Source organism: Bradyrhizobium sp. ma5, assembly GCF_042258955.1.
Lineage (GTDB): Bacteria > Pseudomonadota > Alphaproteobacteria > Rhizobiales > Xanthobacteraceae > Bradyrhizobium.
The window spans coordinates 3234632-3249644 of record NZ_CP170156.1 but is presented as its reverse complement, the minus strand read 5'-3'; the positions used below and the strand labels follow the sequence as shown (position 1 = coordinate 3249644).

The window sequence follows — 15013 nt, the reverse complement described above, 5'->3', positions numbered from 1 at the left end:
CGGCTCCTGCTTGCTGACCGGGACGCCGCAATGAAACCGCTCAGCCGTCGCTGAGTTCCATTATTGCCGGGCGCGCAGGACGATTGCTTCGCCGCGCGACGAGGCGCGGCGATCGTCTGAAGGGGAACCATCCTGAAAGCGCCTCGATTGCCGCGCTTACGCGCTCTCCAGCTTCGGCGCGACCTCGCGCGCGACCTGCACCAGGGCCGCGATCAGCGGCGTCATCGGATCGCGCTGCGGGATCACGAGGCCAATGCTGTAGTCCACCACCGGATCGACGATCGGAATGCTGCGCACGGCATCGGCAAGGCCGAGCGTCTCGGCGAGCTTGGCCGGCATCACGCTGGCCCAGCGTCCGGTCTTCACGTGGGTGTAGAGCACGAGCAGTGAATTTGAGGTCAGCGACGGTGTCGCCTCGGCACCGACCGAGGTCAGCGCGCGATCGATGATGCGGCGGTTCTGCATGTCGGGCGTGAGCAGGCACAGTGGCACGGTGCCGACTTCCTTCCACGTCACCTGCTTGCGGTCGCCGAACATTGCATCCGGCGCGGTCAGCAGACGATAGCTCTCGTTGTAAAGCGGAATGGTGCGGACCTTGCCGATTGGCTCGTTCTCGATGTAGGTCAGCCCGGCATCGACCTCGAGATTTTCAAGCAGGCCGAGCACGTCGGCGGACGTGCACGACTGGATGCGAAACCGCACATCGGGATGGCGCGCGCGGTACGGCGTGGTGAGCGAGGCCACCATGCCGAGCGCAGTCGGGATCGCGGCGATCCGGATCTCGCCCGACAGCTTGTCCTTGAGGCTGTTGATCTCCTGCTTCATCGCCCGCGTATCGCCGACGATGCGCCGCGCCCAGTCCAGCGTCCGTTCGCCCTCCGGCGTGAAACCCTGAAACCGCGATCCGCGCTGCACCAGCATGACGCCGAGGATTTCCTCGAGCTGCTTGAGACTGGTCGACATGGTCGGCTGGGTGACCCCGCAGGCCTCCGCAGCACGGCCGAAATGCCGTTCCTTGGCCAACGCCAGCAGAAGTTCCAGCTTGTCGATCAAGGTTCAAACCCCTTCGGAAAACGGCGCCCCAAATGGCAGCCCGACGCGTCCATAGGTAGCACGATCGGGGTGCGATCCCGAAATCCAAAGCGCCCCGGAAGTCCGTGATTCCAGAACATTATTGCGATCCCGGATCGATCCATTCGGCAACGCTATTAATCGCATTTCGCAATCGCCGCATGAGACAGCTTTATTGATGTTTCGAAGGATTCCAATTCTGATGTGCAAAGCAAAAAACGGATCGTGAGAAGCGCGGATGACGGTGGGATACGAACCTTGGGACACGGCGCGCGGCACGGAGATCATCGCCGAGCATGCCGGGCTGGAAGGCGCCACGCTGGTGATCCTGCACGCGCTGCAGGAAGCCTTCGGCTACGTGCCGGAGCCTGCGATCCCGATGGTGGCGGAGGCGCTCAATCTGTCCCGCGCCGAGGTGCACGGCGTGTTCACCTTCTACCACGACTTCCGCACGCAACCGGCCGGACGCCACGTCCTCAAGCTCTGCCGCGCCGAGGCCTGCCAGGCTGCCGGCGGCGATCGGATTGCGGCGCGGGCGGAGGCCAAGCTCGGCGTTTCCCTGGGGAATACCACGGCGGACGAGCGCGTGACGCTGGAGCCGATCTACTGCCTCGGGCTCTGCGCCACCGCACCCTCGGCGATGCTGGATGGCCGGTTGGTCGGCCGGCTCGATGAAGCGCGGATCGACGCGCTGGTCGCGGAGGCACAGCGATGACGATGCGAATTTACGTCCCTCGCGATGCCGCGGCCGTCGCCGTCGGCGCCGACGAGGTCGCCCTCGCCTTCGCGCAGGCCGCAGCCGCGCGTGGCGCAGCAATCGAGATCGTCAGGAACGGCTCGCGCGGGCTGTGCTGGCTGGAGCCGATGGTCGAGCTTTCGACCGCCCAAGGCCGCATCGCGTTCGGCCCGGTGACACCGGCGGACGTGCCGTCGCTGCTCGATGCGATGACCGGCAACGGCCAGCATGCCCTGCGGCTTGGTGTCACGGACGAGATTCCCTGGCTGAAGCGCCAGACGCGATTGACCTTCGCGCGCTGCGGCGTGGTCGATCCGCGCTCGGTCGACGACTACTGCGCCCATGGCGGCTACAAGGGCCTGGAGCGGGCGTTGACGCTGACCTCCGCCCAGATTCTTGCCGACGTCACGACGTCGGGCCTGCGCGGCCGCGGCGGCGCCGGCTTCCCGACGGGCATCAAGTGGAAGACGGTGGCGCAGGCCAGCGCCGACCGCAAATACATCGTCTGCAACGCCGACGAAGGCGACAGCGGCACCTTCGCCGACCGCATGATCATGGAAGGCGACCCCTTCGTCGTGATCGAGGGCATGACGATCGCGGGTATCACGGTCGGCGCCACCAAGGGCTACATCTACATTCGCTCGGAATATCCGCACGCGGTCGAGGCGATGAACGCGGCGATCGTGGCGGCCCGCCGCGCCGGCTTCCTCGGCAAGCGCATCGGCGGCACCAAGCATGAGTTCGATCTCGAGGTTCGGGTCGGCGCCGGCGCCTATGTCTGCGGCGAAGAGACGTCGCTGCTCGAAAGCCTCGAAGGCCGCCGCGGCATCGTGCGGGCCAAGCCGCCGCTGCCGGCGCACAAGGGCCTGTTCGGCCGCCCCAGCGTGATCAACAACGTGCTGTCGTTCGCGGCGATCCCCTTCATCCTCGACAACGGCGCCAAGGCCTATGCCGATTTCGGCATGGGCCGCTCGCGCGGCACGATGCCGATCCAGCTCGCCGGCAACATCAGATATGGCGGGCTGTTCGAAACCGCATTCGGCGTCACGCTCGGCGATCTTGTCGACGAGATCGGCGGCGGCACCTTCACCGGACGCGAAGTGCGCGCGGTGCAGATCGGCGGTCCGCTCGGGGCCTACTTCCCTCGCGCGCTGTTCGACACGCCGTTCGACTATGAGGCATTCGCCGCGCGCGACGGCCTGATCGGCCATGGCGGCATCGTGGTGTTCGACGACACCGTCGACATGGTCAAGCAGGCGCGCTTTGCGATGGAATTCTGCGCTGTCGAATCCTGCGGCAAGTGCACGCCGTGCCGGATCGGCTCGACCCGCGGGGTCGAGACCATCAACAAGATCATCAACGGCGAGCGTGTGACGGAAAACCTCGCCGTGATCGAAGACCTCTGCAACACCATGAAGTTCGGCTCGCTGTGCGCACTCGGCGGCTTCACGCCCTACCCGGTGATGAGCGCACTGAAACACTTCCGGGAAGATTTCGGCCCCGCACCGGCCCGGCTGCAGGCCGCGGAATAACAGGAAATCACGATGTCGCTGATCCAGGAAATCGATTTCGGCACGCCAAAGTCCAAATCCGAGGCGATGGTCACGCTGACCATCGACGGCAATCAGATCACAGTGCCCGAGGGCACCTCGATCATGCGCGCGGCGATGGAAGCCGGCACCCAGATTCCAAAGCTCTGCGCGACCGACATGGTCGACGCCTTCGGCTCCTGCCGGCTCTGCCTGGTCGAGATCGAGGGCCGCGCCGGCACGCCCGCGTCCTGCACCACGCCTGTCATGCCGGGCCTCGTCGTGCATACCCAGAGCGACCGGCTGAAGAAGCTGCGCAAGGGCGTGATGGAGCTCTACATCTCCGACCATCCGCTGGACTGCCTGACCTGCGCGGCGAACGGCGACTGCGAATTGCAGGACATGGCGGGCGCCGTCGGCCTGCGCGACGTGCGCTACGGCTATGAGGGCGAGAATCATGTTTTCGCCAAATCGCACGGCTGCGAAAACGACAACTGGATGCCGAAGGACGAATCCAATCCGTACTTCACTTATGACCCCTCGAAGTGCATCGTCTGCTCGCGCTGCGTCCGCGCCTGCGAGGAAGTGCAAGGCACCTTCGCGCTGACGATCTCCGGCCGCGGCTTCGACAGCCGCGTCTCGCCCGGCATGAGCGAAAGCTTCCTCGGCTCCGAATGCGTGTCCTGCGGCGCCTGCGTGCAGGCCTGCCCGACTGCGACGCTGACCGAAAAATCCGTGATCGAGATCGGCCAGCCCGAGCACTCGGTCGTCACCACCTGCGCCTATTGCGGCGTCGGCTGCGCCTTCAAGGCCGAGATGCGCGGCGAGGAAGTGGTGCGCATGGTGCCGTGGAAGGACGGCAAGGCCAACCGCGGCCATTCCTGCGTCAAGGGCCGCTTCGCCTGGGGCTACACCACCCACAAGGAGCGCATCCTGAAGCCGATGATCCGCGAACGGATCGAGGATCCCTGGCAGGAAGTGTCGTGGGACGAAGCGTTCAACTTCGCCGCCGCGAAGTTCAAGGGCATCCAGCAGAAATACGGCCGCGACGCGGTCGGCGGCATCACCTCCTCGCGCTGCACCAACGAAGAGACCTACCTTGTGCAGAAGCTGATCCGCGGCGGATTCGGCAACAACAACGTCGACACCTGCGCGCGCGTCTGCCATTCGCCGACCGGTTACGGCCTGTCGCAGACCTTCGGCACCTCGGCCGGCACGCAGGATTTCGATTCGGTTGAAGACACCGACGTCGTGATGATCATCGGCGCCAACCCGGCCTCGGCTCACCCGGTGTTCGCCTCGCGGCTGAAGAAGCGGCTGCGCCAGGGCGCCAAGCTGATCGTGCTCGATCCGCGCCGCACCGAGATGGTGGAATCGCCGCATGTAAAGGCGCTGCATCTGCCGCTGATGCCCGGCACCAACGTCGCGGTGGTCACGGCGCTCGCCCACGTCATCGTCACCGAAGGGCTCGTCAACGAGAGCTTCGTGCGCGAACGCTGCGACTGGAGCGAGTTCGAGGAATGGGCCGCCTTCGTCGCCCAGGAGAAATACAGCCCCGAAGCGACCGCGATCATGACCGGCGTCGATCCCAAGGATCTGCGCGAGGCGGCGCGGATCTACGCCACCGGTGGCAACGGCGCGATCTATTACGGGCTCGGCGTCACCGAGCACAGCCAGGGCTCGACCACGGTGATCGCGATCGCCAACCTCGCGATGGTCACCGGCAATATCGGCCGGCCCGGCGTCGGCGTGAACCCGCTGCGCGGCCAGAACAACGTGCAGGGCTCCTGCGACATGGGCTCGTTCCCGCACGAGCTGCCCGGCTATCGCCACATCTCCGGCGATGCGGTGCGCGAGCAGTTCGAGGCGATGTGGAACGTCAAGCTCAACAAGGAGCCGGGCCTGCGCATCCCCAACATGTTCGATGCCGCGATCGAAGGTACCTTCATGGGCCTCTATGTGCAGGGTGAGGACATCTTGCAATCCGACCCGAACACCAAGCATGTGGTGGCGGCGCTGTCGGCGATGGAATGCGTCATCGTCCACGATCTCTTCCTGAACGAGACCGCGAACTACGCCCATGTCTTCCTGCCCGGCTCGACCTTCCTCGAGAAGGACGGCACCTTCACCAATGCCGAGCGTCGCATCCAGCGCGTCCGCAAGGTGATGACGCCGCGCAACGGCTATGCCGACTGGGAAGTGACGATCCTGCTCGCCAAGGCGATGGGCTTCGAGATGCACTACAACCATCCGTCCGAGATCATGGACGAGATCGCGGCGCTGACACCGACCTTCACCGGCGTGTCCTACGAAAAGCTCGACGAGCTCGGCTCGGTGCAGTGGCCGTGCAACGAGAGGGCGCCGGAAGGCACGCCGATCATGCATATCGGCGGTTTCGTGCGCGGCAAGGGCAAGTTCATCATCACCGAATATGTCGCGACCGACGAGCGCACCGGCCCGCGCTACCCGCTGTTGCTCACCACCGGCCGCATCCTCAGCCAGTACAATGTCGGTGCGCAGACCCGCCGCACTGAGAACGTGGTCTGGCACGCCGAGGACCGTCTCGAGATCCACCCGCACGACGCCGAGCTGCGCGGCGTGCGCGACGGCGACTGGGTGCGGCTGGCGAGCCGCGCCGGCGAGACGACGCTGCGCGCCGAGATCACCGACCGCGTGGCGCCGGGTGTGGTCTACACCACGTTCCATCACCCGGACACCCAGGCCAACGTCATCACGACCGATTTCTCGGACTGGGCGACCAACTGTCCGGAGTATAAGGTGACAGCCGTGCAGATCTCGCCGTCGAACGGTCCGTCCGACTGGCAGAAGGCCTATGACGAGCAGGCCCGCCACTCGCGCCGCATCGCGCCGGTGGTGGAAGCCGCGGAGTAACGATGCGCGAGCCGGTCCACAAGGCGAACCGAAAGGTCTGGCGCGACGGCGTCTTCAGCGACGGCGCGCGCCTGATCCCGGAAGAGACGCCGCTGGCGCTGACCTATAATGGCGGCACCTACGCCGTGATGATGGGTTCGCCCGAGGACCTCGGCGACTTCGCGGTCGGCTTCAGCCTCAGCGAAGGCATCGTGCAATCGGCCGATGAGATCGAGACCCTCGACATTGTCGAGCTCGATGACGGCATCGAGCTCCGGATGTGGCTCAAGCCCGACAAGGCCGCGCGGATCGCCGAGCGGCGGCGCAACATCGCCGGCCCGACCGGCTGCGGCCTGTGCGGGTTAGATTCCATCAGCGAGGCGGTCCGGCCGGCCGCGGTGGTGCCCGCGGGCCGCGTCTTCGCGCCGCGCGAGATCATGACCGCGGTGGCCGCGGTCCCGCCGCTGCAGGAGATCAACCACCAGACCCGCGCGGTGCACGCCGCCGCGTTCTGGACCGCGGCGCGCGGCATCGTCGCGCTGCGCGAGGATGTCGGCCGCCACAATGCGCTCGACAAGCTCGCCGGCGCGCTGGCCCGCGACAAGGTCGTCGCAAGCGACGGCATCGTGCTGGTGACCAGCCGTGTCTCGGTCGAAATGGTGCAGAAGACCGCCGCGATCGGCGCGCCGCTGATTACTGCCGTGTCGGCGCCGACCGCGCTTGCGGTGCGGATGGCGGATGCCGCCGGCATCACGCTGGCCGCGATCGCGCGCGCCGATGGATTTGAAATCTTTACGCACCCGGAACGCGTCACAGGCGCGGTGCCCGGCAAGGAGACCGCTTATGTCGTCGTCGCCTGACAAACTGGTCTATATGGCGAACCAGATCGGAAAATTCTTCCAGAGCCAGGGGCACGACCGCGCCGTGCCGGGCATCTCCGAGCACATCTGGAAGTTCTGGGACCCGCGGATGCGCAAGCAGATCTTCGCCCATCTCGACACCGGCGGCGCCGGCCTCGACCCCGACGTCCGCGAAGCCTTGCAGAAGCTGCAGCAGCAGGCGTAGCAAGTAGCAACCACGCGAGGCTTTCTATCTCCGTCACCTGAGGAGCGCGTAGCGCGTCTCGAAGGGTCGACGGGTCGACGGCCCGACCGTGGCCGTGCATCCTTCGAGGCTCGCAAGGGCTCGCACCTCAGGATGACGGGTCGAGAATCGTGGGCGCTACCCCCCACCGACAATCGCGTTGAACACCCGGCGTACCTCGCTCTGGGTCTCGCGCAGGCGCGCTTCCAGCGCGGAGAAGTCCGGTGCGTCGCCCGCTCGCGCCATCACGCGCCGCAGATCCTCGCCCGCGGTCTCCGGATTGAACTTGCCGGTAACGCAGAGCCGCAGGATCTGCGTCAAATCATGATAGAGCCGCGCCGCCGAGCGCAGGATCTCGGCCTCGGACTGGCCGAGCAGGCCGAGCTTGGCGGCATGATCCAGTACCTGCAGCGTCGAGACGCTGAGGATCTCCGGCTTCACGGATGCGTGCGCGAGCTGGAGATATTGCGCAATGAAATCGATGTCGACGAGCCCGCCGGCGGCAAGCTTGAGGTCCCAGACATCGTCCTCGCCCTTCTCCAGCGCGATCGCGCGCCGCATGTCGGCAACGTCGGCCGCGGTCGAGGCCGGATCGCGCGGCCGGGTCAGCACGCTGCGGATGATCGCCTCGATCTTCTCGCGGAATTCCGCCGACGACGAGATCACGCGCGCGCGCGTCAGCGCCATGTGCTCCCAGGTCCACGCCTCGCGTTCCTGATAGTCGGAAAACGAATCGATTCGCGAGGCGACCGGGCCGGCACGCCCCGACGGCCGCAGCCGCATGTCGACCTCGTATAGGACGCCGTAATTGGTCCGGGTCGTGAACGCACTGATCAGGCGCTGGGTGAAGCGGGCAAAATATTGCGCGCCATGCAGCGAGCGCTCGCCGTCGGAGTCCGGCGCCTCGCTGTCGAAATCGTAGAGCAGGATCAGATCGAGGTCTGAGGATGCCGTCATCTCGCGGCTGCCGAGCCGGCCCATCGCGACGATCGCGGTCTCCTGCCCCTTGATCCGGCCATATTGCGCGGCGAACTGGTCGGTGACGAGACCATGCACGGTGTGCACGATACCTTCGGCGACATCGGCAAACGCCGTGCTGGCGTGCTGCGCCGACACGGTGCCGGACAGGATCCGCGTGCCGATCAGGAACAGGCTCTCCTGGCCGAACAGTCTCAGACGATCGAGGAAGTCCTCATAGGACGACGCATCCTGCAGCGTCGCCGCAAGCCGCTCCGACAGCTCCTTCTTGTCCGGCATCGCGCCAAAGAAGCGTGGATCGACCAGGCCGTCCATGATCTGCGGCTGCCGCGCCAGCATGTCGCCGAGCCGCGGTGCCGCGCCGAGGATCAGAGCCACCAGCGCGACGAAATCACGGTTCTGGCTGAGCAGCGAGATCAGCCGCCCGCCCCGCTGCAGCGCGCCCAGGAAACGGTCGAACGCCGCGACCGCATCGTCAGGTTCCTCGGCATCCGCGAGGCCATCAATCAGGCCGGGAATGAATTCGAGGAACGCCGCCCGCGTCGCTTCTACGCGCAGCGCGCGATAATCGCCCTCGATCCACTGCTGCACGGTGCCGGCGACCATGACCGGCTTCTTGAAGCCGAGACTGGCGAGATGCTCGATCAGGCGGCCGTCTTCGGGCCCCGCCCCGTAGTCGACATCCGGCAGCTTCGCGCTCCCGGTTGGATCGTCGCCCTCGAACAGCTTGCCGTAATGGTTCTGCACGATGTTGAGCTGGCCGAGCAGATCCCTAGCGAAGGCCTCGCGATTCTCGTAGCCGAAGAAATGCGCAAAACGCTCGACGTCCTCAGGCGCTTCGGGCAGCGAGTGGGTCTGCTCGTCGGCGATCATCTGCAGCCGATGCTCGACCCGGCGCAGGAATTCGTAGGCCTTGGTCAGCTCGTCGCGCGCCTCAAAAGTGATCCAGTTGCTGTCGGCGAGCACATTGAGCGCCTCCAGCGTCGGCCGCACCCGCAACTCCGGATGGCGGCCACCGGCGATCAGCTGCTGGGTCTGGGCGAAGAACTCGATCTCGCGGATGCCGCCGCGGCCGACCTTGACGTTGTGCCCCTCGACCGAGATCTCGCTCTGGCCGCGATAGGTCTGCATCTGCCGCTTCATGTCGTGGACATCGGCCAGCGCGGCAAAGTCCAGATGCTTGCGCCAGACGAAGGGCGCGAGCTCGCCGATCAGCGCGTCGCCGGCTTTGGGATCGCCGGCGCAGGGCCGCGCCTTGATCATCGCTGCGCGTTCCCAGGTACGCCCTTCACGCTCGTAATAATGCAACGCCGCGTCGGTCGAGATCGCGACCTGGGTCGAGGCCGGGTCCGGGCGCAGCCTGAGATCGACCCGGAATACATAGCCCTCGCCCGAGCGCTGCTGCAGCATCCGCGCCATCGCCTGGGTAACACGGACGAAGAACGGCTGCGGCTCGATGTCCTCGGCAAGCGAGGTGGCTGTGCGATCGAAGAACACGATCAGGTCGATGTCGCTGGAATAGTTCAGCTCGCCCGCGCCCATCTTGCCCATCGCAAGCACGATCAGGCCGGAGCCCGCTTCCGGATGGTCGGGATCGACGGCAGTCATGCGGCCGCGGGCGATTTCCTGCCGGAGCAGATATCGCAGCGCCGACTGCACCGAATTCACCGCGATGTCGGTCAGCGCCGCCGTCACCCGCATCACCGGCCAGACGCCGCCGATGTCGCACAGCGCGATGATCAGCGCGGCCTCCGCCTTCATGCGGCGAAGCAGGACCATCACGTCGGCCTCGCTGCCGGCGGCGAGCACGTCGCGCGAGGTGGTCTCGATCAGATTGGCCAGATGCGACTCCGGGTCGCATGACAGGATCCGGATCAACCGCGCGGCATCGGCCCGCGCGAGCTCGAATAGATAGGGCGAGAACTCGACAATGCCGCGCAGGATGTCTCGTGCGAACGGGTGCTCCAGCAGCACCGCGAGCGCAGCCGATTGCGCCGGTTCGAGCTCGGCGAACCAGTCGGTCAGACGCTGATCGGCAGATACGGAAGCGGCGACACGCGGTCCATCCGCGAACCGCGCGGCCAGATGGTGTCGATCCGCGTTTCCCGGCGCGGCGGCATTCATGCCGCCTTCTGTGGCACATCCTGCGTTTGAGCCGCAAGCCTGTCACTGCTGCCCGCCCGCGCCGGCAGCACCAGGGTGGCCACCAGCCCCGGATGGGCATCGCCGAGCCGCAGCTCGCCGCCGTGGAGCGTGGCAACCGCCGAGGCCAGGCTAAGGCCGAGACCGGACCCGGGTAAGGTGCGGCTGGCCTCGAGCCGGACGAAGCGCTCCACCGCGTGCTTGCGGTCGCCCTCGGGGATGCCCGGACCGTGGTCGGTGACGCTGAGCAGGACCTGATCGCCCTCACGGCGGGCCTCGATCAGGATCTCCCGCGCATCGGCCTTCATCGGCTCCACGCCCGGTTCGGGCTTGCCATATTTGATGGCGTTCTCGACCAGGTTGGCGACCGCCTGACTGATCAATTCACGGTTGCCGTGAATCGGCGCCGGCGCGGTCTTCACCTGCAGCGTCATGCCGTCGTCCTCGGCCAGCGGCTCGTACAGTTCGTGGATGCCGTTGGCGACGTCGGCGCCGTCGAAATCGTCCATGTTGCCGCGCGCCTGGCCGGACTCGGCGCGCGCGATCATCAACAGCGCGTTGAAGGTGCGGATCAGGCCGTCCGATTCCTCGATCGTCCGCTCCAGCGCCGCGCGATAGTCGGCCTCGCCGCCCGACCGCGCCAGCGCCTCCTCGGCGCGATTGCGCAGCCGCGTCAACGGCGTCTTGAGGTCATGGGCGATGTTGTCGGAGACCTCCTTCAGCCCCGTCATCAGCGCCTCGATGCGCTCCAGCATAACATTGAGATTTTCCGCGAGACGGTCGAGCTCGTCGCCGCTGCGGCCGACCGGCAGCCGGCCGGACAAATCGCCCGCCATGATCCGCTTGGTGGTGCCGGTCATGGCGTCGATCCGGCGCAGCACGCGGCGGGCGACGAAGATGCCGCCACCGATGCCGAGCACGACGACGACGAGGATCGACCATTGCGCCGCCTTGGCGACGATGCCGAACAGCCGCCGCCGCTCCTCGAGGTCGCGCCCGACCAGAAGGCGGAAACCGTTGTCCATCTCGGTGACCCGAACCAGCGCACGGTGATCGGTCTTGTCCAGGTCGTCGAACCGGCGATAGGCGGTCTCGCTCCAGCCCTGCACGCTCATCACACCAGGCGCCAGCGAGCCGACATTGCCGGCCAGCGCCTGCCCGTTCGGCGCCGTCAGGAGATAGAGGTTGGCGCCCGGCCGCAGCGCACGATTGCCCATCGTGGTCAGCAGGCCGTGCAGACCGCGGCGGTTATAGATGGAGGTGATCTCGCCGATCTCGACGTTGACGGTCGCCGTGATCTGCTCGGTGATCAGCCGCCGCGTATTCCAGGCGAAGTAAGCCAGCAGCGAGGCGGCAAACAGCGCGAACAGGAACAGGTAGACCAGCGTCAGCCGAAACGCCGTGGTCCGGATCAGTTTACCGAATGCCGTCACGGATCATGTACCCCGCGCCGCGGATGGTGTGCAGCAGCGGCCGCTCGAAACCCTTGTCGATCTTGGAGCGCAGCCGCGAGATGTGGACGTCGATGACGTTGGTCTGCGGATCGAAATGATAATCCCAGACGTTCTCGAGCAGCATGGTGCGCGTCACCACCTGCCCTGCATGCTTCATCAGATATTCGAGCAGGCGGAACTCGCGCGGCTGCAAGGTCAGCTCATCCTTGCCGCGGGCGACGCGATGCGACAGCCGATCGAGCTCGAGATCGCCGACTTTGTAGGTGGTCTCCTCGGCTGGCCCGACGTTGCGCCGTGACAGCACCTCGACGCGGGCGAGCAGCTCGGCGAAGGAATAGGGTTTTGGCAGGTAGTCGTCGCCGCCGGCGCGCAGGCCCTTGATGCGGTCATCGACCTGGCCGAGCGCCGAGAGGATCAGGACCGGCGTCCGGTTGCCCTTGTCGCGCAGAATGCCGATCAGCGACAGGCCGTCCCGCTTCGGCAGCATGCGATCCACAACCATCACGTCGTAATCGCCGGTTTCCGCCATCGACAGGCCTTCCTCGCCGTCGGACGCGAGATCGGCGATATAGCCGACTTCACGGAATGCCTTGACCAGATAGTCGGCTGACTCGCGGTCGTCTTCGATGATCAGGATGCGCATTTGCGGAGCGGTTGCGGTCACGGGAATGGGCCCTCTGTCAGCATGGCGCGGCCGGCCTGCACATGCAAGACGACCGCGAATATTCCAGATTGTTTGAAAAAAGTGGGCGGTGAAGCTGGGGGACCTCACCGCCCTGAGACCTTCCGACGGAGGGGGGCATATTCCATCGAAAGGCAACATAGGGAGCGAGCAAGGCGCCCGCCCCCCGGAACGCGCCGTCGGCGGGGGCGACTAATGCCGGCGACGCGTTCCAACTCATAGATAGTTATCCCTTGGCCAGCGGCACAGCCACAAAGCGCGACGAACCGCCGCTCTTCACGCGCATGAGAACGCTGTTCTTGTTGTCACTGCGCGCCGCGGTGATCGCATCACGCACCTCACCGGCGGTGCCGACGGTCTTGCCGGCGACCTCGAGGATCACGTCGCCTTCCTTGAAGCCCCGCTCAGCGGCAGCACTCTTGGGATCGACTTCGGTCACGACCACGCCTTCCTTGCCAGCGCCGGCCACGCTGTTGGCGGGTGCCACAGTGAGGCCCAGTTTCGGCACGTCGGTGCCGCGGGACGAGTTGCCCTTGTCGCTGTTGTCGGTGTCAGCCTTGGCCTCCAGGGTGTTCGGCAACTGGCCGAGCGTGAGGTTGACGGTCTTGTCCTGACCCTTGTGCAGCACGTTCAGCTTCACGGCATTGCCGGGCGCGAGGCCCCCGATGGTGCGGGCGAGTTCGCGCGCATCCTTCACCGGCTCGCCATTGACGGCGGTGATGACGTCACCGGACTCGATACCGGCCTTGGCCGCGGGGCCGTTGGCCTGCGGTTCGGCAACCAGCGCGCCTTCGGCCTTCTTCATGCCGAGGCTGTCGGCGATGTCGGAGGTCACCGGCTGGATCTGGACGCCGATCCAGCCGCGGCTGACCGAGCCCTTGTCCTTCAGCTGGGCAACGACGCTCTTGACGGTCGCAGCGGGAATCGAGAACGCGATGCCGACGCTGCCGCCGGACGGCGAGTAGATCGCGGTGTTGACGCCCATCACCTCACCGGACACATCGAACGCCGGGCCACCCGAATTGCCCTTGTTCACGGGCGCATCGATCTGGATGAAATCGTCATACGGGCCGTTGCCGATGTCGCGGCCGGAGGCCGAGACGATGCCCGCGGTCACGGTGCCGCCGAGACCGAAGGGATTGCCGACCGCAAGCACCCAGTCGCCGATGCGCGGCTTGGTGTCGGAGAGCTTGGCGAACTGGAAGTTGGAGCCGCCCTCGACCTTGATCAGCGCGAGATCGGTGCGCGGATCGGTGCCGATCACCTTGGCGGAAAAGGTCTTGCCGTCGTCGGTCGTGACCTCGACCTTGTCGGCGCCGTCGACGACGTGATTGTTGGTCACGGCGAAGCCGTCAGCCGAGATGAAGAAGCCGGAGCCCTGGCCCGTCACCACGCCACCGCCACGCGGTCCACCGCGCAGACCCGGGGGCAAGCCATCCGGACCGCCGAAGCGGCGGAAGAAGCGCTCCATCGGCGAACCCGGCTGGAACGGCGAATCGTCATTATTGTTGCTGTCGTCCTTCGCGACCTTCTCGCGAATGTTGACCTTGACCGAGATCACCGACGGCTTCACCCGCTCGACGATGTCGGCAAACCCGACCGGCTGCTGAACCTTCTTGACCTCGTTATTGACCTGCGCATGCGCGGGGGTCGTGAACAGGTCGGCCGGGTTGTGGGTGGGGCTGAAGCCGTAGGTGGCGGCACCAAGGCCGGCCACGACCGACGCCATCAGCGCGAGTTTGCGGGCAGAGAACAGCGAGCGCTTCGGCGCCTTGTAGGACGGAAGGGTCGAGAGGTCGGGACGGTCGGTCATGTCTTGAGATCTCCAGGGCCAGAATCATTCGGTGCGGGGGCAAGCACCTGATGCGTCTGAACATGGGGTCATCAGCCTTACGGCGCGCTGGCTGCGGAATTAAACTTTGGTAATTGAGCAATCCTGCGCTGCGGCAGAATAGCGCATGCAAATTAAGGGCTTAGAAAGGAACTAAAGCGGCTTGTCCGGCGCGGATTCGGCGGCCAGCAGCCGTTCCAGGCGCGCCTCTTCGTCGGGCGTCAGCCCTGGGGCGGAATCGCCCCCGCCGGGGAGCGGATTTGCCTTCCGGCGGCCAAGGCGCCAGAGCGCGAAACCGCCCAGCAGAAGCGCCAGCGGCGGGGTCAGCCACAGCACCAGCGTATGCTCGTTGAGGCGCGGCTTGAGCAGCACGAATTCGCCGTAGCGGGCCACCAGGAAATCGATCACCTGGCGGTCGCTGTCGCCCGCCGAGATCCGTTCACGCACCAGCAAACGGAGATCGCGCGCCAGCGGCGCCTCGGAATCGTCGATCGACTGGTTCTGGCAGACCATGCAGCGCAGCTCTTTCGAAAGCTCGCGCGCCCTCGCCTCCTTCGCCGGGTCCGCCATGATCTCGTCGGGCAGCACGGCCCGGGCCGGCATCGCACCGAGCATCAGGGTCGCCGCAAGCGCGGC

General features: G+C 66.1%; 11 protein-coding genes. 5 read left to right on the top strand and 6 right to left on the bottom strand.

The genetic code is table 11. The features are described 5' to 3' along the window. Positions 1–156: 156 nt before the first annotated feature. Positions 157–1053 (bottom strand): LysR family transcriptional regulator, encoded by an 897-nt coding sequence (locus ACE103_RS14840; RefSeq protein WP_176532448.1) that lies wholly within the window; start codon positions 1051–1053, stop codon positions 157–159. A gap of 256 nt (positions 1054–1309) precedes the next feature. Here ACE103_RS14840 and ACE103_RS14835 point away from each other — a divergent pair, with 256 nt between their 5' ends. The 5 genes from ACE103_RS14835 to ACE103_RS14815 are packed head-to-tail and all read left to right on the top strand — an operon-like array spanning position 1310 to position 7272. Beyond that, the gene (locus tag ACE103_RS14835; protein WP_375780018.1) at positions 1310–1786 is read left to right on the top strand and encodes a formate dehydrogenase subunit gamma; all 477 of its coding nucleotides are present in this window, start codon (positions 1310–1312) and stop codon (positions 1784–1786) included. Then, positions 1783–3339, top strand: a complete 1557-nt coding sequence (locus tag ACE103_RS14830) for an NADH-ubiquinone oxidoreductase-F iron-sulfur binding region domain-containing protein (RefSeq protein ID WP_375780017.1) — start codon at positions 1783–1785, stop codon at positions 3337–3339. Before ACE103_RS14835 ends, ACE103_RS14830 begins: the two co-directional genes overlap by 4 nt. Before the next feature lie 12 nt (positions 3340–3351). Beyond that, positions 3352–6228, top strand: coding sequence for a formate dehydrogenase subunit alpha (gene fdhF / locus ACE103_RS14825; protein ID WP_375780016.1), 2877 nt, complete (start codon positions 3352–3354; stop codon positions 6226–6228). A 2-nt stretch (positions 6229–6230) separates the two neighbouring features. After that, a complete protein-coding gene (gene fdhD, locus ACE103_RS14820; protein WP_375780015.1) occupies positions 6231–7067 on the top strand; it encodes a formate dehydrogenase accessory sulfurtransferase FdhD in 837 nt (278 codons plus the stop codon). Beyond that, on the top strand, positions 7051–7272 hold the full coding sequence (locus ACE103_RS14815) for a formate dehydrogenase subunit delta (RefSeq protein ID WP_375780014.1): 222 nt from the start codon (positions 7051–7053) through the stop codon (positions 7270–7272). Before fdhD ends, ACE103_RS14815 begins: the two co-directional genes overlap by 17 nt. A 156-nt stretch (positions 7273–7428) precedes the next feature. On the opposite strand, the gene ACE103_RS14810 is transcribed toward ACE103_RS14815, so the two are convergent. From ACE103_RS14810 to ACE103_RS14790, 5 genes are all read right to left on the bottom strand, one after another. After that, the gene (locus tag ACE103_RS14810) at positions 7429–10392 is read right to left on the bottom strand and encodes a bifunctional [glutamine synthetase] adenylyltransferase/[glutamine synthetase]-adenylyl-L-tyrosine phosphorylase (protein ID WP_375780013.1); all 2964 of its coding nucleotides are present in this window, start codon (positions 10390–10392) and stop codon (positions 7429–7431) included. Further along, complete coding sequence (locus tag ACE103_RS14805; protein ID WP_375780012.1) at positions 10389–11843, bottom strand: sensor histidine kinase; 1455 nt, start codon at positions 11841–11843, stop codon at positions 10389–10391. The genes ACE103_RS14810 and ACE103_RS14805 overlap by 4 nt, the downstream gene beginning before the upstream one ends. Then, positions 11827–12507 (bottom strand): winged helix-turn-helix domain-containing protein, encoded by a 681-nt coding sequence (locus tag ACE103_RS14800; protein ID WP_375781108.1) that lies wholly within the window; start codon positions 12505–12507, stop codon positions 11827–11829. The genes ACE103_RS14805 and ACE103_RS14800 overlap by 17 nt, the downstream gene beginning before the upstream one ends. A gap of 265 nt (positions 12508–12772) precedes the next feature. Further along, on the bottom strand, positions 12773–14359 hold the full coding sequence (locus tag ACE103_RS14795; protein WP_375780011.1) for a Do family serine endopeptidase: 1587 nt from the start codon (positions 14357–14359) through the stop codon (positions 12773–12775). 171 nt (positions 14360–14530) lie between these two features. Next, positions 14531–14992 carry a cytochrome c-type biogenesis protein gene (locus ACE103_RS14790; RefSeq protein ID WP_375780010.1) on the bottom strand — a complete coding sequence of 154 codons (462 nt, stop codon included), beginning with the start codon at positions 14990–14992 and terminating at the stop codon, positions 14531–14533. Between the last annotated feature and the right edge of the window lie 21 nt (positions 14993–15013).